Here is a 19,404-nt window from a genome sequence, read left to right as displayed (position 1 = left end):
CCGGCATCCCACCACCCACCCCGCACGCCGACCGTTGCCGGTCCTCCCGAGAGAAGTGATCGATGGTCTCCGAACAGCCCGACGCCACCGGCGAGTCCGCCCTGGCCCTGAAGATCCTCGTCGCCGGCGGATTCGGCGTGGGCAAGACCACCCTGGTCGGGGCGGTCAGCGAGATCCGGCCCCTGCGCACCGAGGAACTCCTCAGCGAGGCCGGTCAGTCGGTCGACGACACCGACGGCGTGGACCAGAAGGTGACGACCACGGTCGCCATGGACTTCGGCCGGATCACGATCCGTTCGGGCCTGTCGCTGTACCTGTTCGGCACACCGGGCCAGGACCGGTTCTGGTTCCTGTGGGACGAGCTGTCCCAGGGCGCCCTCGGCGCCGTGGTGCTCGCGGACACCCGGCGGCTCGAGGACTGCTTCCCGGCCGTGGACTACTTCGAGCACCGCGGCATCCCGTTCGTGGTGGCCGTCAACTGCTTCGCCGGCGCCCGGATGCACGCCGTCGACGACGTCTCGCGCGCCCTCGACCTGGACCGCGGAACCCCCGTGGTGCTGTGCGACGCCCGGGAGCGCGAATCCGGCAAGGAGGTGCTGATCCGGCTCGTCGAGTACGCGGGGCGGATGCACACCGCCCGGCTGCTGGACTCGGTGGGCTGAGCGGCCGGGGCCGAGCCCGGGAGTGGGGGGACGGCAAACGGAACTGCTGGCGGGCAGCGGGCGAGTCGGGCGCGGGCAAAGGCCGGCGGGGGAGCAGGCAACTCCCGGGCGCGCGGCCGCTCGCCTTCTCAGTCCGCGATCGCCTTCTGCGCCAGCACCTTGTCGACGGTGACCCGTACGAGGAGTTCGCCCGGCACGCCATTGCGGGCCCCGAACTCCTCGGCGCGGTCCTCGCCCATGTACCGGCCGCCGATGCGGGCCGCCCAGCCGCGCAGCTCGTCCAGGTCCTCCGACAGCCGGGCCCGGCCCTGCAGCACCACGAAGTGGAACGGCGGCCGGTCGTCGTCCACGCACAGGGCGACCCGGCCGTCCCGGGCCAGGTTGCGTCCCTTCACCGTCTCCCGGTGCGTGGTGAACACCACGTCGTCCCCGTCCAGCAGGAACCAGATCGGCGCCACGTGCGGGCTGCCGTCGGCCCGGGTGGTGGCCAGTTTCCCGGTGCGGGTCCCCTCGGAGACGAACGCCCGCCATTCCTCGTCGGTCATCTTCTGTGCCATGGCCCCCATCCTGCTTGCCGGGCGGCCGGTCGTGGGGAAGGCTGGCGGACAGATCCCCCGGCCAGGGGGGAGACTTCACACGGGGAGCGGGAACATGGGGCAGAACCAGGGACTTGGCTGGCTGCTGGACGACCTGACCGAACGCGTGGACCATGTGCGCCACGCGTTGGTGCTGTCCAACGACGGACTGGTCACGGGGGCGAGCACCGGGTTGCGGCGGGAGGACGCCGAGCACCTGGCCGCCGTGTCGTCCGGACTGCACAGCCTGGCCAAGGGCTCCGGCCGTCACTTCGGCGCGGGCGGGGTGCGCCAGACGATGATCGAGTTCGATGACGCGGTGCTGTTCGTCACCGCCGCGGGCAGCGGCAGCTGCCTGTGCGTCCTCAGCGGCGCCGAGGCCGACTTCGGGCAGATCGCCTACGAGATGACCCTGCTCGTCAACCGGGTCGGCGAGCACCTCGACGTCGACGCCAGGCAGCCCGAACGCAAGCCGGTCACAGACTTCTGACCTGCGCGTTCGCCGGACCTGGCGGAGTTATCCACAGGCTCGGCGGGCGGTCGGCTCCAGCGGCTACGGTTTTTTCCACGGCGAGCGCACCGGGCGTGAGCCACCCACTCCACGGGGGAGACGACCATGACCGCGCACACTCTCACCACAGCGGACCGGCCGACCCTGACCATCGGCCGGGCCGCGCGGGAACTGGGGCTCAAACGCAGCGAGTTCGGCCTGGCGGTGCACCTCGGCCGCATCCGCACCGTGCCCGACGACGGGGGCGGGGGCCGCCGGGTGCCCTCCGCCGAGCTCGAGCGGCTGCGCTGCCAGGAGGGCTTTCCCGGCACGCTCACCGCGGCGATCCGCACGGTGGGCACCACCGAGGGCGCGGCCCTGATGGAGATCGCGCCCACCCGGTTCACCCGCCTGGCACGGCTCGGGCTGCTGGTGCCCGTACGCCTCTACCTCAACCGCTACCGGGCCGTCGTCTGGCAGTATCTCGCCGCCGAACTCCAGCAGTTCGCCGCCGCGGAGGAACACGCGCGGCTGCTGACGGGCCGCACACTTCCCGCCGACCTGATCGCCCGGCTCAAGGACGGGGAGGACCTGCGCCCGCGCAACTGGCGGGGCCGCCATCTGGGGTTCCTGCGGCGCCAGGCCGGCGACGACCCCTGGGCGCGGGCCGGGGCGGTGGCCGCGCTGCTCGATCCGGTGCGGATCGCCGAGATCGTTCCGGACCCCTACGAGCGCGCCCACCTGTACCGCTTCCGGCCCGGACCGCCCGTCCACGGCGCACCGGGTTCGCCCGCCGTGCTGCTGGCGGAGCGTCTCATGACCGCGGACGACCCCCACGAGATCGGGTGGCTCCGGTTCGATCTCACCACCGCGCTGGCCGAGGCCCGCGAGGACCGGCCGGCGCCCCGCCCGGCACCGGTCGGCGAAACGCAGCCAGGAGAAGCGACGACACGGCAGACACCGCCACAGCAGCCGGAACCGGCCCGTCAGCCGGAGACGCCCAGGCCGCCGCGGGGCCTGCTGGGCCGGCTGCTGCGCAGAGGGCAGTGAGCTACAGCGCGCGGAACAGACCCTCCTGCACGACCGAGACCAGCAGATCGCCCCGCACGTCGTAGATCCGCCCGCGGGCCAGTCCCCGGCCGCCGGTCGCGATCGGCGACTCCTGGTCGTACAGGAACCACTCGTCCGCCCGGAACGGCCGGTGGAACCACATGGCGTGGTCGAGCGAGGCCATGTCGAAGTTCCGCGGACCCCACAGCGGTTCGACCGGCAGGCGCACGGCGTCCAGGAGCGTCATGTCGCTGGCGTACGTCAGCGCGCAGGTGTGCACGAGCGGGTCGTCGCCGAGCGGGCCGACCGCGCGCATCCACACCGCGCTGCGCGGCTCGGCGCTCTTGACCTCGTCGTCCGTCCAGCGCAGGCGGTCGACGTACCGGATGTCGAAGGGCTGCCGGCGCGCGAAGCGCTCCCACTGCTCGGGCAGCGCGCCCAGGTGTTCCCGGATCTCCTCGGCCACCGTCGGCAGGGTCTCCGGAGCCGGCACCTCCCGGGCCGGCGGCAGCTGGTGCTCGAAGGGACCTTCCTCAGGCTGGTGAAAGGAGGCGGTGAGATTGAAGATCGTGCGGCCCTGCTGCACGGCGGTGACCCGGCGGGTCGTGAACGACCGTCCGTCCCGCACCCGTTCCACCTGGTACACGATCGGCACGCCCGGCCGGCCCGGGCGCAGGAAGTACGCGTGCAGCGAGTGCACCGGGCGGTCGCCCTCCGTGGTGCGGCCCGCGGCGACCAGCGCCTGGCCGGCGACCTGGCCGCCGAAGACCCGCTGCAGGGACTCGTCGGGGCTGCGCCCGCGGAAGATGTTGACCTCGATCTGCTCCAGGTCGAGCAGGTCGACCAGTCGCTCGGCCGGGTTCGTCATCGGTGAGTTGCTCCTGTGGTCACAGCTGGCCGACGTCGGTCACGCGGACCACGGCGCGGCCCTCGGCGTCGGAGGCGGCCAGGTCGACCTCCGCGCTGATGCCCCAGTCGTGGTCGCCGTTCGGGTCGTCGAAGATCTGCCGGACGCGCCACAGCCCGTTCTCCGGCTCCTCGTTGATGACGAGCAACTTGGGGCCACGGGCGTCGGGGCCGGTCCCCAGCTCCTCGTACTCGTCCCAGTACTTGTCCATCGCCTCGCCCCAGGCGTCGGCGTCCCAGCCGGACTCCGCGTCCATCTCGCCGAGTTCGTCCACCTGGTCCAGGGCGGCCAGCTCGACCCGGCGGAACATGGCGTTGCGCACGAGCACGCGGAAGGCGCGCGCGTTGGTGGTGACCGGCTTGACCTCGTCGGCCTTCTCCTGGGCCTCCTCGGCGGTCATCTCCTCGGGATTGGCGAGCTGCTCCCACTCGTCCAGCAGGCTGGAGTCGACCTGGCGGACCATCTCGCCGAGCCACTCGATCAGGTCCTCGAGGTCCTCGGACTTCAGATCGTCGGGGATGTTGTGGTCGAGGGCCTTGTAGGCGCCGGCCAGGTAGCGCAGCACGATGCCCTCGGTGCGGGCCAGCTCGTAGAAGGAGACCAGCTCGGTGAAGGACAGGGCCCGCTCGTACATGTCCCGCACGACCGACTTCGGGGACAGCGGGTGGTCGCCGACCCAGGGGTGGCTCTTGCGGTAGGTGTTGTACGCGTGGAAGAGCAGCTCCTCCAGCGGCTTGGGGTAGGTGATGTCCTGGAGGCGCTCCATGCGCTCCTCGTACTCCACGCCGTCCGCCTTCATGGCGGCCACCGCCTCGCCGCGAGCCTTGTTCTGCTGGGCGGCGAGGATCTGGCGCGGGTCGTCCAGCGTGGACTCCACCACCGACACCATGTCCAGCGCGTACGACGGCGACTCGGGGTCGAGGAGTTCGAACGCGGCCAGCGCGAACGTGGACAGCGGCTGGTTGAGCGCGAAGTCCTGCTGCAGATCGACGGTGAGGCGGACGATACGGCCCTCGGCGTCCGGCGTGTCCAGCTTCTCGACGATGCCGCCGTCCAGCAGCGAGCGGTAGATCGCGATCGCGCGGCGGATGTGCCGCAGCTGCTGCTTGCGCGGTTCGTGGTTGTCCTCCAGCAGCCGGCGCATCGCCTCGAAGGCGTTGCCGGGCCGGGCGATCACCGACAGCAGCATGGTGTGGGTGACCCGGAAGCGGGAGGTCAGCGGCTCGGGCTCGGACGCGATGAGCTTCTCGAAGGTGTTCTCCGTCCAGCCGACGAAGCCCTCCGGTGCCTTCTTGCGCACCACCTTGCGGCGCTTCTTCGGGTCGTCGCCCGCCTTGGCGAGCGCCTTCTCGTTCTCGATGACGTGCTCGGGCGCCTGCGCCACGACGAAACCGGCGGTGTCGAACCCGGCGCGGCCGGCCCGGCCCGCGATCTGGTGGAACTCACGGGCCCGCAGCGTGCGCACCCGGTTGCCGTCGTACTTGGTCAGGGCGGTGAACAGCACCGTGCGGATGGGCACGTTGACGCCCACGCCGAGGGTGTCGGTGCCGCAGATGACCTTCAGCAGACCGGCCTGTGCGAGCTTCTCCACCAGCCGCCGGTACTTGGGCAACATGCCGGCGTGGTGCACGCCGATGCCGTGGCGCACGTAGCGGGAGAGGTTGCGGCCGAACTTGGTGGTGAAGCGGAAGTTGCCGATCAGCTCGGCGATCTGGTCCTTCTCCTCGCGCGTGCACATGTTGATGCTCATCAGCGCCTGCGCCCGCTCCACCGCCTGCGCCTGGGTGAAGTGCACGATGTAGACGGGAGCCTGCTTGGTCTCCAGCAGGTCGGTGAGCGTCTCCGTCAGCGGGGTGAAGCGGTACTCGTACGAGAGCGGCACGGGACGGGTCGCCGAGCGGACCACCGCGGTCGGGCGTCCGGTACGGCGCGTGAGGTCCTTCTCGAAGAAGGACACATCGCCCAGCGTGGCCGACATCAGGATGAACTGCGCCTGCGGCAGCTCCAGCAGCGGGATCTGCCAGGCCCAGCCGCGGTCCGGTTCCGCGTAGAAGTGGAACTCGTCCATCACGACCTGGCCGATGTCCGCGTGCCTGCCGTCCCGCAGCGCGATCGAGGCGAGCACCTCGGCCGTGCAGCAGATCACCGGGGCGTCGGCGTTCACGGACGCGTCGCCGGTCAGCATGCCCACGTTCTCGGTGCCGAACAGCTTGCACAGCTCGAAGAACTTCTCCGACACCAGCGCCTTGATCGGTGCGGTGTAGAAGGTGACCTCGTCCCGGGCCAGCGCCGCGAAGTGCGCACCGGCGGCGATCATGCTCTTGCCGGAGCCGGTGGGCGTCGACACGATCACGTTCGCACCGGAGACCGCCTCGATCAGCGCTTCCTCCTGGTGGGGGTAGAGCGTGAGACCGCGCTCCTGGGCCCAGGACTCGAAAGCGTCGTACAGGGCGTCGGGGTCGGCGGTCTTCGGCAGCTGATCGATGAGGGTCACGCCCCCATCTTGCCTGGCCTCGCCCCCGATGCGGGAATCGGATGTCCCGGCGAAGATCACGACCGCTACGCTGTGTCGCCGACGGAGCGTCATCGCGCCCGGTCAACTCTACGGCGCGGCATGAGGAATGGGGCGGGCACAGGCCATGATGGGACCAGCACACTCACTGTCGGGCGCCGCGGCCTGGCTCGGCGTCGGTGCGGCGGCCGCCGCGGCCGGGCATCCGATGCCCTGGCCGGTGGTGCTCGCGGGTGCGCTGATCTGCGCGGGCGCCGCACTCGCCCCGGACCTGGACCACAAGGCGGCCACGATCTCCCGCGCCTTCGGCCCCCTCTCCCGCGGGCTGTGCGAGATCGTCGACAAGCTGTCCTACGCCGTCTACAAGGCGACCCGCAAGCAGGGCGACGCGCGCCGCTCCGGCGGTCACCGCACGCTCACCCACACCTGGCTGTGGGCGGTCCTGATCGGCGCGGGCACCTCGGCACTGGCGATCACGGGCGGCCGCTGGGCGGTGCTGGCGATCCTCTTCGTGCACATGGTGCTGGCGATCGAGGGGCTGCTGTGGCGGGCGGCGCGCGGTTCCAGCAGCGACGTGCTGGTGTGGCTGCTGGCCGCGGCTAGCGCGTGGATCCTCGCCGGCTGGCTGGACAAGCCGGGCAACGGCTCCGACTGGCTGTTCACGGACCCCGGCCAGCAGTATCTCTGGCTGGGGCTGCCGATCGTGCTGGGCGCGCTGGTGCACGACATCGGGGACGCGCTGACCGTCTCCGGCTGCCCGATCCTGTGGCCGATTCCGGTGGGCCGCAAGCGCTGGTACCCGATCGGGCCGCCCAAGGCGATGCGGTTCCGGGCCGGCAGCTGGGTCGAGCTGAAGGTGCTCATGCCGGCGTTCATGCTGCTCGGGGGAGTGGGCGGGGCGGCGGCCCTCAACTTCATCTGAGCAGCTCGCGCGCCCGCCGTGGGGTCCCGCGCCTGGGCGCGCCCCCTTGTCGCGCGGTGCGCGGCCGGTCCCTACGACGCCTCGCCGCCGTAGCGCCGCTCGAAGCGGGCGATGCGGCCCTCGGTGTCCACGGTGCGGGCCTTGCCCGTGTAGAAGGGGTGGCTCTCGGAGGAGATCTCCACGTCCACCACCGGGTAGCTCTGCCCGTCGTCCCACTCGATGGTCTCGTCACTGGTGGCGGTGGACCGGGTCAGGAAGGCGTAGCCGGCGGCGCGGTCGCGGAAGACGACCGGGTGGTAGTCGGGGTGCTTGTCCTGCTGCATGGCGGCTCCTCGCAGGGGGCGGGTGGCGTTCGGGTACGGCGGTGCGGACGGGTGTGGGGGTCAGCCGGAGAGGGCGTCCTCGTCGACGATGTGCATCGCGGCCTCCTCGGCGGAGGCGGCGGCGCCGTCGATCCCGACGTCCGAGGCGACCAGGGCGGCCTCCTCGTCCTCGTGCGCGCCCTCGTCGGGGGCGACGAGCCGGCCGGAGCGGACGGCACCGACCTCGCTGTCCAGCGGTTCGCCGTCCGTGCCGTCGGTGTCCCCGATCCCGTCGCCGTCGGGCACGGGCGGATCGGGCAGCTCCTCCGCCAGACGCTGGTCGAGGGTTTCACCCGCGCGGCGCTCCGCGGCCGTCACGCCGGTGTGCTCCACCGCCCAGGGCCGCTCCGGAGGGGACCAGCCGCGGTCCAGCGGATCGTCGACGCCGTCGTACTCCAGCGTGTCCTCGGAGTCGAGCACGCCCGTGTCCTCCCGCTGGTCGGACGGATCGGGCTGGTAGACGTCGTCTCCCCATCCATCGGCGCTGTTCACGGGTACCTCCAGGGAGTGGGGACAAGCCCGTTGTCACGACGGCCTGCGACGGCACACCATGGCGCGGGGCACAGGCCGCGCACGGCACGGAGCCGGACGGTCCCCGGGCCTTTCCCGAGCCGGTGCCGTTCTCCAGCGTTCCACCCCCGCTCACCCCTGCGCAACGGCAGAGGCCCCCACGCCGGGCCGCGCGGGCGACCCCGGCCCTTCGCGGACCGTCCCCCGCCCCGGCCCGGCGCGGCCCGGAACGCGCCCCGGCCTGCGGGGGCGTCCACCGGCCGGGTCGCTCCCGCGTCCGGCACCCCGGCCGGGGACCAGTCCTCGCCCCGGCCCCGCGCGGACCGGACCCTGCCCCGGCCTCCCACGGTGTCCACCGTCCGGGTCGCTCCCGCGTCCGGCCCCCGGCCGCGACGGCGCGGGCCGCGGTGCCCGTCAGCCCTGCCCGATCGGCCCCGGCCCCGGCGCCCGCCCTGCTGCACGTCAGCCGTGCCAGGACCGCCACAGAGCCGCGTAGGCGCCGTCGGCCGCGACCAGGGTGTCGTGGCTGCCCAGCTCGCTGATGCGGCCGCTCTCCACGACGGCGATGACATCCGCGTCGTGAGCCGTGTGCAGCCGGTGTGCGATCGCGACGACGGTGCGGCCGTCCAGGACCCGGGCCAGCGAGCGCTCCAGATGGCGGGCGGCCCGCGGGTCGAGCAGGGACGTCGCCTCGTCCAGGACCAGCGTGTGCGGGTCGGCCAGCACCAGCCGGGCCAGCGCGATCTGCTGGGCCTGCGCCGGCGTGAGCGCCAGCCCGCCCGAGCCGACCTCGGTGTCCAGGCCCTCGTCCAGGGCGCGGGCCCAGTCCCCGGCGTCGACCGCGCCGAGCGCGGCCCACAGCTCGGCGTCCTCGGCGCCGGTGCGCGCGAGCAGCAGGTTGTCGCGCAGCGAGCCGACGAACACATGGTGCTCCTGGTTGACCAGGGCCACATGGGAGCGGACCTGCTCGGCGGGCATCCGGGAGAGTTCGGCGCCGCCGAGGGTGATCCGCCCGGAGCGGGGCCCGTAGATGCCGGCCAGCAGCCGGCCCAGCGTGGACTTGCCCGCGCCCGAGGGGCCGACCAGGGCCATCCGGGTGCCGGGCGGCACCCGCAGGGAGACCTCGCGCAGGACGTCCACGCCCTCCCGGTAGCCGAAGTGCACCCGCTCGGCGTGCACGTCGCGGCCGCCCGGGACCACCGACGGGTCGCCCGCGTCCGGTTCGATGTCGCGCACGCCGACCAGCCGGGCCAGCGACACCTGGGCGACCTGCAGCTCGTCGTACCAGCGCAGGATCAGGTTCACCGGGTCGACGAGCATCTGGGCGAGCAGCGCGGCGGTGGTCAGCTGCCCCACCCCGATCCAGCCCCGCAGCACGAAGACGCCGCCGATCATGAGCACCGAGCCGAGCACGGTGACGTGCACGGCGCTGATCACCGGGAAGAGAACCGAGCGCAGCCAGAGCGTGTAGCGCTCCCACGCGGTCCACTGGGCGATCCGCTGCTCGGACAGCGCGGTGCGGCGCTCGCCCAGCCGGTGTGCCTCGACGGTGTGCCCGGCGTCCACGGTCTCCGCGAGGGCGGCGGCGACGGCGGCGTATCCGGCGGCCTCGGAGCGGTAGGCGGACGGGGCCCGGCGGAAGTACCAGCGGCAGCCGACGATCAGCAGCGGCAAAGCCAGCAGGACGGCCGGCGCGAGCGGCGGCGCGGTGACGACGAGGCCGCCGAGCAGCAGCACCGTCCACATCACGCCGATCGCCAGCTGCGGCACGGCCTCGCGCATGGCGTTGGCCAGCCGGTCGATGTCGGTGGTGATCCGGGAGAGCAGGTCGCCGGTGCCGGCGCGTTCCAGCACGCCGGGCGGCAGGGCGACCGAGCGGACGAGGAAGTCCTCGCGCAGGTCGGCCAGCATCCGCTCGCCCAGCATCGCGCCGCGCAGCCGCACCTGCCGTACGAAGACGGCCTGCACGAGCAGGGCCAGCACGAACAGGGCGGCGGTGCGGGTGAGAGGGAGGTCCGCCGCCTTCCGCGAGACGCGCTCGACGAGGTCGCCGAGCAGCCAGGGGCCCGCCATGGAGGCGAGGACCGCGGCTGTGTTCACCCCGATGAGCAGCAGGAAGGCGCGGCGGTGGCGGCGGAACAGTTCGGCCACGTAGGCGCGGACGGTGGCGGGGGCGCCGACGGGCAGGGTGGTCGCCGTCGTCGGGGCCGCCGGGTCGTAGGCCGGTGGCGCCACGCCGATCATGCGGTCTCCTCGATCTCTCGCAGTTCTTCCAGCACGTCCAGCTCGCCGTCGAGCGCAGCGTCGTCGCGCACCCCTGCGCCCGGCGCGGCGGCCTCGTCGTCGGTCTCCCGGGTCACGACGGCCCGGTACCGGGGGTCGGAGCGCACCAGCTCCGTGTGTGTCCCGACCGCCGCCGCCCGGCCCTCGTGCACCAGGACGACCTGGTCGGCGCGGTCCAGCAGCAGCGGTGAGGAGGTGAACACCACCGTGGTGCGGCCGGCGCGCACCCGGCGCAGGCCCTCGGCGATGCGCGCCTCGGTGTGCGAGTCGACGGCCGAGGTCGGCTCGTCCAGGACCAGCACCTCGGGATCGGTGACCAGCGAGCGGGCCAGGGCGAGGCGCTGGCGCTGGCCGCCGGAGAGGGACCGGCCGCGTTCGGTGATGCGGGCGTCCATCGGGTCGGCGGCGTCGAGCGAGCCCTGCACCAGCGCCTGCAGCACGTCGTCGCACTGGGCGGCCGCCAGTGCCGTCTCCGCCTCGACGGCTCCGGAGGCGGGCACGTCCAGCAGCTCGCGCAGGGTGCCGGACAGCAGCACCGGGTCCTTGTCCTGGACGAGGACGGCGGTACGGGCGGCGGTGAGGGGCAGTTCGTCCAGCGGGACCCCGCCCAGCCGGACCGACGGGCCCTCCTCGGTGGCGTGCCCGCCGAGCCGTTCGGCGAGCCGGCCGGCCGCGTCGGGGTCGCCGCACACCACGGCGGTGAGCCGGCCCGCGGGGGCGAGCAGCCCGGTCTCCGGGTCGTGCAGGTCGCCGGAGGGGAGCAGCGCGGTGCGCGATCCGCCGGGGCCGACGGCCCGTTCGAGGGAGAGCACACGGGCGGCGCGTTTCGCCGACGGCCGGGAGAAGGAATAGGCCATGGCGATCTCCTCGAAGTGGCGCAACGGGTAGGCGAGCACCATGACCGAGCTGTAGACGGTGACGAGTTCGCCGACGGCGATCCGGCCCTCGCGGGCGAGGTGGACGCCGTAGACGACGACGCCGATGAGCAGCAGGCCGGGCAGCAGCACCTGCAGGGCCGCGATCAGCGACCACATGCGGGCGCTGCGCACGGCGGCGCGGCGGACCTCCTGGGAGGCGCGGCGGTAGCGGCGCAGGAACAGTTCCTCGCCGCCGATGCCGCGCAGCACGCGCAGCCCGGCCACGGTGTCCGAGGCCAGTTCGGTGGCGCGGCCCGCCTTCTCGCGCTGTTCGTCCGCGCGGCGGGTGGCGGCGGGCAGCAGCGGGAGCACGGCCACGGCGAGCAGCGGCAGTCCGACGGCGACGACCACGCCGAGGGCGGGCTGGTAGACGACCAGGCCGGCGCAGACCAGCACGACGGTGAGCGCCGCCGCGGTGAACCGGGACACGGCCTCCACGAACCAGCCGATCTTCTCCACGTCACCCGTGGACACGGCGACGACCTCGCCGGCGGCCACCCGCCGGGTGAGGGCGGCGCCGAGTTCGGCGGCCTTGCGGGCCAGCAGTTGCTGGACGCGGGCGGCGGCCGTGATCCAGTTGGTGACGGCGGCCCGGTGCAGGAAGGTGTCGCCGAGCGCGGTGGCCGCGCCGCACAGGGCGAGGAGGCCGCCGGCGAGCGCGAGCCGCGTTCCGGAGCGGTCGACGACGGCCTGGACGGCGAACCCGACGCAGAAGGGCAGCGCGGAGACGGCCATGAAGTGCACCAGGCCCCAGGCCAGTGCCTTGAGCTGACCGCCCAGCTGATTCCGGCCGAGCCACCACAGGAAGCGGGGTCCCGAGCGCGCGTCGGGCACGCCCGGGTCGGAATACGGAAGGTCGTGAATCTGCATGACGTCCCAGTGGCTCGTGTCAGGAAGCGGATGGTCGGAAGGGGCGGGGGAGAAGAGCGGAGGAGAGGAGCTGAGGAAGGGGGACGGGAGGTGAAGGGAGGGAGGAGCGAGGGGAACGAGTGAGGAAGGCACGGCGAAGGGGCCGGCCGTCCGGGGGCGGCGCAGCAAACCGTGACAGGTTGGCGCCGCAGCGTGGTCGGAATCAAACGGTTTTCCCCGGGGCCGCACACCCCCGGCCACCGGCCGCGTGAAACGGCGGTGCCATCATGGATCGATGCGACACAGCGGCAAGGGCGGGACGTGGCGCGCGACCGGGCTCACCGCGGCGGCGTGCGCCCTGACACTGGGAGCGCTGACCGCGTGCGGCGGTGGGGGAGGCCACGGCGGACCCGAGGCGGAATCCGGCGCCACGGCCACCCGCCCCAGCACGGACCCGACCCGCATCCCCGGCGTCGGGGACCGCCTGCGGCGCCGGATCCCGGCCGATTCCCGCCAGGTGGTGGCGGTCTACGGTGACGGCAAGGACGCCCCCGGCGCCACGGTCGTGCTCTACGACCGGCGCGGATCCGTCTGGGAACGGGTGCGCAGCTGGCCGGCGCACAACGGCAAGAAGGGGTGGACGCTCGACCACCATGAGGGGGACAACCGCACGCCGGTGGGCGTGTTCACGCTGAGCGACGCCGGCGGGGTGCTCCCCGACCCGGGCGCGAAACTGCCGTACACCGAGTCGGCCTCCTTTGCCGCGCCGCACACCTGGGGCAGGAGCGCCTGGCACGACTTCGACTACGTCATCGCCATCGACTACAACCGCGTCAAGGGCACCTCGCCGAACGACCCCACTCGCCCCCAGGGGCAGAAGAAGGGCGGGAGCGTCTGGCTGCACATGGACCACGGCAGCGGGACGTCGGCGTGCGTCACGCTGTCCCGGCCGGCCATGGAGTACCTGCTGCGCGCGATCGACCCGGCGCGTCACCCGGTGGTGGTGATGGGGGACAAGGCGGACCTGCGGGCCTGATCGTCCGAAGTCGCCCGCCGAGGCCGCCGAAGATCCCGAGGCCCCATTGCGGGCCCGGCCGGGACCCCGTAGAAACCCGGCCATGAGAAGCCGGATCATCATGTCCATGCTCGCCGGAGCGACCCTCCTGGCGAGCACCCTCCTCGGAGCGGCCGCCGCACCAGCCGGTGCCGCCGCACCAGCCGGTGCCGCAGCCCCCGCCGGAGCGGCCGCCCCCGCCGGCGCGGCGCGGAGCGCCGACGTGCCCGCCGAATTCGGTACCGACTGGCACGACCCGCTGACCGCCGCCCCGCCCGTCGCCCGCCCTCACTCCCGGTCCTGCCAGGTCACCCTCGCCGAGGCGCAGTTCCGCGACTTCACGCCGTACCGGGGCCGGTACACCCCGCCCGCCGGCTGCGGTGAGCGGTGGAGCAAGGTCGTGCTGCGGCTCGACGGAAAGGTGAAGGGCCGGCAGTTCGACCGGCTCGGGTACCTGCACGTCGGCGGGGTGGAGGTGCTGCGCACCTCGACGCCGGAGCCGTCGCCCGACGGCATCTCCTGGTCGGTCGAGAAGGACGTCACCCGCTACAGCGACACCTTCCGCCGCGCGCAGGACGTCGAGATGCTCATCGGGAACGTCGTCGACGCCACCTACACCGGCGTCATCGACGTCAAGGCGACCCTCACCTTCTTCACCGGCGCTCCTGCCGAGCGCACCCCCGACCGCGTCCTCACCCTCACCGACGGCAGGACGCTCACCACCCCGCGCAACAGTGAGCGCGTCCTCGCCGAGGTGTACGCCACCGGGTCGGGCGGCGGCTGCGAGGAGTTCTGGTATCTGACGGTGCCGGACGCGGCGCCGTACTCCTGCAAGGCGAGCGGTGGGCCGTACCGCGAGGTGCAGGTTTCCGTCGACGGGCAACTGGCCGGTATCGCCGCGCCGTTCCCGACGGTGTGGACGGGCGGCTGGTCCAACCCGTTCCTGTGGTACGTCCTTCCCGCACCGCGCGCCTTCGACGTCAAACCGATCACCTACGACCTGACGCCGTTCGCCGGACTGCTCAACGACGGGCGTCCGCACCGTGTCGAGGTGTCGGTGGCCGGGGTGCCCGAGGGGCAGGCCGGGTGGAGCACGCCGGTGAACGTGCTCGTCTGGCAGGACGCCGGAAAGGCGCAGGTCACCGGCAAGCTCACCGAGCACCGGGTCGGCGATCTCACCAACTCGTCCGTCCACACGCCCGGTTCCGAGCACCGGCTGGACACGCGCGGCGGCCACCGCCTCACCGTCGCCGGCTACCTCGACACCTCGCACGGCCGGGTGACGACCACCGTCGACCGCGTCCTCGCGAACACCTCCGTCCACCGCTGGAACGACGGCGAGACGGTCGACGGGCTGGACGCCACCTGGAACGACGACGAGACGGTGACCGTGGACGGACGCGGGCCGGCCCGGAGTGCCCACACGCACCGGACGTACACGATGGACGGCACCATCACCATCGGCGCGGACGACCGGCTGCGCACCGTGCTCACGCTCGGGGACCGGGCCGCGGTCGACGAGACCCGCGGCGGCCGGCGGACGGCCTGGTCCCGGCTGGACGACACCTACTCCGGCGACGCCGCGTTCACGCTGAACGTGCCGCGCGAGCAGCGGCACGCCGTCGGCACGAGCCGGGAACGCTACCGGCTGTACGGCTCGGAGGGCTGCTGGGACCGCACCCTGACGACCCGCCAGGGAGCGCTGGTGGAGGACCGCCAGGCCTGCTGAGCCCGAAGCGGGTCCTGACCGGCGGGTTCAGCAGCCGCCCGCCGGCGCCCCGTCGATCAGGGTGTCCAGCAGGTCGCCGAGCACCGCGCGCTGTTCCTTCTCCAGGGGCGCCAGGATCTCCTCCGCCGCCGCGCGGCGCGCCGCGTGCAGTTCGCGGAGCGTCTCGCGGCCCGACGGGGTCAGCTCGATGCGGGTCACCCGGCGATTGACCGGATCCGGGACCCGGCGGACCTTGCCGTGCGCCTCCAGGGCGTCCACCAGGGTCGTCACCGCGCGTGGCACGACCTCCAGCCGTTCGGCGAGGTCGGCCATGCGCGGCGGCGTGCCGTAGTGCGCGAGGGTGCGCAGCAGGCGGGACTGCGCCGGGGTGATGCCCAGGTCACGCGTCTGCAGATGGCGCTTCTGGATGCGGTGCACCCGGCGGGTGAGCCGCAGCAACTGCTCGGCGAGCAGGCCGTCGGGATCGGGCGAGGTCATGCGGGAACAATATCAGGACCTGGTTCATTGTGAGTTTAGGTAACAATGAGCTATGGTCCGTTCGGTCGGCGCCCCGTGCCCGGTTTCACATGCAGCGCCGACGCCCGCCACCCCACCCCCGTAGGAGCCCATGCACCCCGATCACGCGCCCTCCTGGACCCCGCCCGCGGACGCCGCCGAACAGCCCCGGCAGGTCCGCCGGATCCTGCGCCTCTTCCGTCCCTACCGCGGCCGGCTCGCCGTCGTCGGCGTGCTCGTCGGCGCCTCCTCGCTGGTCTCCGTCGCCACGCCGTTCCTGCTGAAGGAGACCCTGGACGTCGCCATCCCGCAGGGCCGCACCGGGCTGCTCAGCCTGCTCGCCCTCGGCATGATCCTCAGCGCCGTCCTCACCAGCGTCTTCGGCGTGCTGCAGACACTGATCTCGACCACCGTCGGCCAGCGCGTCATGCACGACCTGCGCACCGCGGTCTACGGCCGCCTGCAGCGCATGTCGCTCGCCTTCTTCACCCGCACCCGCACCGGCGAGGTGCAGTCCCGCATCGCCAACGACATCGGCGGGATGCAGGCCACCGTCACCTCCACCGCGACCTCCCTGGTCTCCAACTTCACCAGCGTCGTCGCCACCGTCGTCGCGATGGTCGCCCTCGACTGGCGGCTCACCGTCGTCTCCCTGCTCCTGCTGCCGGTGTTCGTCTGGATCAGCCGCCGCGTCGGCAAGGAGCGCCGGAAGATCACCACGCAGCGGCAGAAGCAGATGGCCGCCATGGCCGCCACGGTCACCGAGTCGCTGTCGGTCAGCGGCATCCTGCTCGGCCGCACCATGGGCCGCTCCGACTCGCTGACCGCGTCCTTCGCGGAGGAGTCCGAGTCGCTGGTCGGCCTGGAGGTACGGTCCAACATGGCCGGGCGCTGGCGCATGGCCGTCATCACGATCGTGATGGCCGCGATGCCCGCGGTCATCTACTGGACCGCCGGTCTCGCCCTGCAGCTCGGCGGCCCGGGCGTCTCCATCGGGACCATCGTCGCCTTCGTCTCGCTCCAGCAGGGGCTGTTCCGGCCCACGGTCAGCCTGCTGTCCACGGGCGTGCAGATCCAGACCTCCCTCGCGCTCTTCCAGCGCATCTTCGAGTACCTGGACCTGCCCATCGACATCACCGAGCGCGAGAACCCGGTCCGCCTCGACCAGATCAAGGGCGAGGTCCGCTTCGAGGACGTCACCTTCCGGTACGGCGCTGACGACGAGGCCCGTCCGGTGCTCGACGGCGTCGACCTCACCGTGCCGGCCGGCGGCAGCCTCGCCGTCGTCGGCCCGACCGGTGCAGGGAAGTCCACCCTCGGCTACCTCGTGCCGCGCCTGTACGACGTGACCGGCGGCCGCGTCACCCTCGACGGCGTGGACGTGCGCGACCTGGACTTCGACACCCTCGCCCGGGCGGTCGGCGTCGTCTCGCAGGAGACGTACCTCTTCCACGCCTCGGTCGCCGACAACCTCCGGTTCGCCAAGCCCGACGCCACCGACGAGGAGCTGCACGCGGCCGCCCGCGCGGCCCAGATCCACGACCACATCATGTCGCTGCCGGACGGTTACGACACGGTCGTCGGCGAGCGCGGCCACCGCTTCTCCGGCGGCGAGAAGCAGCGCCTCGCCATCGCCCGCACCATCCTGCGCGACCCGCCGGTGCTGATCCTCGACGAGGCCACCAGCGCCCTGGACACCCGTACCGAGGCCGCCGTGCAGCAGGCCATCGACGCCCTGTCCGCCGACCGCACCACCGTCACCATCGCCCACCGGCTGTCCACCGTCCGCGGCGCCGACCAGATCGTGGTCCTCGACTCCGGCCGGGTCGCCGAGCGCGGCACGCACGACGAACTGCTGGCACTGGACGGGCGGTACGCGGCCCTGGTGCGCCGGGACGCCCGCCTGGAGCCGACGAGCTGACGCAAGGGCGGTTATGCCGGGTTTGTCGCACTTTTGCGGTTACCGTTCCCGCATGCAGACGAACTTCCCGCGACGCCGGACGAGGAGCACGAGAAGCCCGAGGACGACGAGCAGCAGAACGGGGAGCAGGGCGAGCGGGGGGAGCGCCAGGAGCGCGTGGGGCGGGCCGAGCCGGCTGGGTGGCGCGAGGAGCACCGGCGGCCGGGGCGGCGCGGCCCCGAGAGGTGCGGGGCGAGGGGGCGCGGGCCGGGGCGGCAGCCCGGTCCGGCTCACCCGCCGCGGCCGTGCCGTCCTGATCGCGGCCGGAGCCGTCGTCGCCGGTGCCGCCGTGGCGGTGCCGCTGCTGATCCTGGGCGGCGAGGGGGCGGGCCGGTCCGCGACCCTGGTCGTCCCCGAGGGCTGGCGGGCGGCCCAGGTGTACACCGCCGTCGACAAGGCGCTCGGCCTTCCTCCGGGCAGCACCCGCAAGTCCCTGGCCAAGGCGGACCTGAAGCTGCCGAGCGACGCCGGCGGCAACCCGGAGGGCTACCTCTTTCCGGCGACGTACCCGCTGCCCGACAAGGACCACGCGAAGCCGGAGCAGCTGCTCGCGACGATGGTCGACACCGCCAACCGCAAGTTCGCCCCCGTCGCCGCCGGCGCCCAGCGCAACGCCATGAACGCCTACCAGGCGGTCACCATCGCCAGCATCGTGCAGGCCGAGGCGGCCACCAAGGAGGACATGGGGAAGGTCGCCCGGGTCGTCTTCAACCGGCTGGAGCGGGGCATGCCGCTGCAGATGGACTCCACCCTCAACTACGGCCTGGGCCGCTCCACCCTGCGGACGACCACCGCCGACACCCGCGCTGAGAGCCCGTACAACTCCTACCAGCGCATGGGGCTGCCGCCCACGCCGATCGACAACCCCGGCGAGGACGCGCTGCGCGCGGCGATCAACCCGCCGGCGGGCGACTGGCTGTACTTCGTCACGGTCCGGCCCGGCGACACCCGCTTCACCGCCGACTACGCCGAACACCAGCGCAATGTCGCCGAGTTCAACCGGTCGCAGCACTCCGGCGGGTGAGCACCCGGGCCGTCAGGCCGCCAGGGCCCGAGCGTCCTGCTCCGCCAGCAGCCGCCTGATGTCCCGTACGGCCGCGCGCCCGGCCCGGTTGGCGCCGATCGTGCTGGCCGACGGGCCGTAGCCGACGAGGTGGATGCGCGGATCGGCGACCGCGCGGGTGCCCTCGACGCGGATGCCGCCGCCCGGCTCGCGCAGCCGCAGCGGCGTCAGGTGGTCGATCGCCGGGCGGAAGCCGGTGGCCCACAGGACGACGTCGGCGTCCACGTGCCGTCCGTCGTTCCAGGCCACCCCCTCCGGGGTGATCCGGTCGAACATCGGCTGCCGGTCCAGGACGCCGTCCGCGAGGCCCTGCCGTATCGCGTCGTTCAGCGGCAGGCCCGTCACCGACACGACGCTCCGCGGCGGCAGCCCCTGCCGAACCCGCTCCTCCACCAGCGCGACCGCCGCGCGGCCCGCGTCCTCGTCGAAGGGGCCCTCGCGGAAGACCGGCGGACGCCGGGTGACCCAGGTCGTGGCGGCCGCGTAGGGGGCCAGCTCCAGCAGGTGCTGGGTGCCGGAGGCGCCCCCGCCCACCACGACGACCCGCCGCCCCGCGAACCACTGCGGGCCCGGATACTGCGCGGTGTGCAGCTGCCGGCCCCGGAAGGTCTCCTGACCGGGGTAGCGGGGCCAGAACGGCCGGTCCCAGGTGCCGGTGGCGTTGATCAGCGCGCGGGTCGACCACGCGCCGTGGGAGGTCTCGACGAGCAGCCGCCCGTCCGCGCCGTCGCGCACCGCCGTCACGTCCACCGGGCGCCGCACCCGCAGGTCGAAGGCGCGCTCGTACGCCGCGAAGTACTCGGCGACGACCTGCGAGGACGGCCGCGCCGGGTCGGCGCCGGTCAGTTCCATGCCGGGCAGCGCGTGCATCCCGTGCACCTTGCCGTACGTCAGTGACGGCCACCGGAACTGCCAGGCACCGCCGGGCGCGGGGGAGTGGTCCAGCACCACGAAGTCCCGCTCCGGTGCGAAACCGGTGCGGCGCAGGTGGTAGGCGCTGGACAGGCCCGCCTGCCCGGCGCCCACGACGACGACCTCGACCTCGCGCAGTTCGTTCACGTTTC

At 73.1% G+C, this 19,404-nt stretch carries 17 protein-coding genes; 8 read left to right on the top strand and 9 right to left on the bottom strand.

Annotation, left to right across the window (positions count from 1 at the left end; all coding sequences use genetic code 11):
• Positions 1-62: 62 nt before the first annotated feature.
• Positions 63-662, top strand: a complete 600-nt coding sequence (locus tag ACF1AL_RS05320) for an ATP/GTP-binding protein (protein ID WP_391779011.1) — start codon at positions 63-65, stop codon at positions 660-662.
• Positions 663-790: 128 nt separating this feature from the next.
• On the opposite strand, the gene ACF1AL_RS05315 is transcribed toward ACF1AL_RS05320, so the two are convergent.
• Positions 791-1,219: a PPOX class F420-dependent oxidoreductase gene (locus ACF1AL_RS05315; RefSeq protein WP_391779010.1), complete on the bottom strand. Its 429-nt coding sequence runs from the start codon at positions 1,217-1,219 to the stop codon at positions 791-793.
• Between the two features lie 94 nt (positions 1,220-1,313).
• On the opposite strand from ACF1AL_RS05315, the gene ACF1AL_RS05310 reads away from it, so the two are divergent.
• Positions 1,314-1,727 carry a roadblock/LC7 domain-containing protein gene (locus tag ACF1AL_RS05310; RefSeq protein ID WP_366840126.1) on the top strand — a complete coding sequence of 138 codons (414 nt, stop codon included), beginning with the start codon at positions 1,314-1,316 and terminating at the stop codon, positions 1,725-1,727.
• Between the two features lie 126 nt (positions 1,728-1,853).
• Entirely contained in the window at positions 1,854-2,777 is a 924-nt protein-coding gene (locus tag ACF1AL_RS05305) for a DUF6397 family protein (RefSeq protein WP_391779009.1), read from the top strand.
• 1 nt (position 2,778) lies between these two features.
• On the opposite strand, the gene ACF1AL_RS05300 is transcribed toward ACF1AL_RS05305, so the two are convergent.
• Positions 2,779-3,645 (bottom strand): acyl-CoA thioesterase, encoded by an 867-nt coding sequence (locus ACF1AL_RS05300; protein ID WP_391779008.1) that lies wholly within the window; start codon positions 3,643-3,645, stop codon positions 2,779-2,781.
• Between the two features lie 19 nt (positions 3,646-3,664).
• Entirely contained in the window at positions 3,665-6,178 is a 2,514-nt protein-coding gene (locus ACF1AL_RS05295) for a DEAD/DEAH box helicase (RefSeq protein ID WP_391779007.1), read from the bottom strand.
• 145 nt (positions 6,179-6,323) lie between these two features.
• Here ACF1AL_RS05295 and ACF1AL_RS05290 point away from each other — a divergent pair, with 145 nt between their 5' ends.
• On the top strand, positions 6,324-7,118 hold the full coding sequence (locus ACF1AL_RS05290) for a metal-dependent hydrolase (protein WP_366840130.1): 795 nt from the start codon (positions 6,324-6,326) through the stop codon (positions 7,116-7,118).
• A gap of 71 nt (positions 7,119-7,189) precedes the next feature.
• Here the strand turns inward: ACF1AL_RS05290 and ACF1AL_RS05285 are convergent, their stop codons facing one another.
• The 4 genes from ACF1AL_RS05285 to ACF1AL_RS05270 form a co-directional block, all read right to left on the bottom strand.
• The gene (locus ACF1AL_RS05285; protein WP_103784076.1) at positions 7,190-7,441 is read right to left on the bottom strand and encodes a type B 50S ribosomal protein L31; all 252 of its coding nucleotides are present in this window, start codon (positions 7,439-7,441) and stop codon (positions 7,190-7,192) included.
• Between the two features lie 60 nt (positions 7,442-7,501).
• Entirely contained in the window at positions 7,502-7,972 is a 471-nt protein-coding gene (locus tag ACF1AL_RS05280) for a DUF5709 domain-containing protein (protein WP_391696616.1), read from the bottom strand.
• Between the two features lie 480 nt (positions 7,973-8,452).
• Positions 8,453-10,234 (bottom strand): ABC transporter ATP-binding protein, encoded by a 1,782-nt coding sequence (locus ACF1AL_RS05275; RefSeq protein ID WP_391779006.1) that lies wholly within the window; start codon positions 10,232-10,234, stop codon positions 8,453-8,455.
• Complete coding sequence (locus ACF1AL_RS05270) at positions 10,231-12,060, bottom strand: ABC transporter transmembrane domain-containing protein (RefSeq protein ID WP_391779005.1); 1,830 nt, start codon at positions 12,058-12,060, stop codon at positions 10,231-10,233. The genes ACF1AL_RS05275 and ACF1AL_RS05270 overlap by 4 nt, the downstream gene beginning before the upstream one ends.
• A 274-nt stretch (positions 12,061-12,334) precedes the next feature.
• Between ACF1AL_RS05270 and ACF1AL_RS05265 the strand changes: the two genes are divergently transcribed.
• Together ACF1AL_RS05265 and ACF1AL_RS05260 are read left to right on the top strand one after the other, a co-directional pair.
• A complete protein-coding gene (locus tag ACF1AL_RS05265) occupies positions 12,335-13,075 on the top strand; it encodes a L,D-transpeptidase family protein (RefSeq protein WP_391779004.1) in 741 nt (246 codons plus the stop codon).
• Positions 13,076-13,157: 82 nt separating this feature from the next.
• The gene (locus ACF1AL_RS05260) at positions 13,158-14,822 is read left to right on the top strand and encodes a peptide-N4-asparagine amidase (protein WP_391779003.1); all 1,665 of its coding nucleotides are present in this window, start codon (positions 13,158-13,160) and stop codon (positions 14,820-14,822) included.
• A gap of 27 nt (positions 14,823-14,849) precedes the next feature.
• On the opposite strand, the gene ACF1AL_RS05255 is transcribed toward ACF1AL_RS05260, so the two are convergent.
• Positions 14,850-15,299: a MarR family transcriptional regulator gene (locus ACF1AL_RS05255; protein ID WP_366840135.1), complete on the bottom strand. Its 450-nt coding sequence runs from the start codon at positions 15,297-15,299 to the stop codon at positions 14,850-14,852.
• 130 nt (positions 15,300-15,429) lie between these two features.
• Between ACF1AL_RS05255 and ACF1AL_RS05250 the strand changes: the two genes are divergently transcribed.
• Together ACF1AL_RS05250 and mltG are read left to right on the top strand one after the other, a co-directional pair.
• Complete coding sequence (locus ACF1AL_RS05250; RefSeq protein WP_391779002.1) at positions 15,430-17,238, top strand: ABC transporter ATP-binding protein; 1,809 nt, start codon at positions 15,430-15,432, stop codon at positions 17,236-17,238.
• Between the two features lie 292 nt (positions 17,239-17,530).
• Complete coding sequence (gene mltG / locus ACF1AL_RS05245) at positions 17,531-18,301, top strand: endolytic transglycosylase MltG (RefSeq protein WP_391697203.1); 771 nt, start codon at positions 17,531-17,533, stop codon at positions 18,299-18,301.
• 12 nt (positions 18,302-18,313) lie between these two features.
• On the opposite strand, the gene ACF1AL_RS05240 is transcribed toward mltG, so the two are convergent.
• The gene (locus ACF1AL_RS05240; protein ID WP_391779001.1) at positions 18,314-19,399 is read right to left on the bottom strand and encodes an NAD(P)-binding domain-containing protein; all 1,086 of its coding nucleotides are present in this window, start codon (positions 19,397-19,399) and stop codon (positions 18,314-18,316) included.
• Positions 19,400-19,404: the final 5 nt, after the last annotated feature.

Source organism: Streptomyces sp. NPDC014801 (assembly GCF_043082085.1).
Lineage (GTDB): Bacteria > Actinomycetota > Actinomycetes > Streptomycetales > Streptomycetaceae > Streptomyces.
Note: the sequence above shows the minus strand (reverse complement) of the source record. Positions and strands in the feature narration are given on the sequence as shown.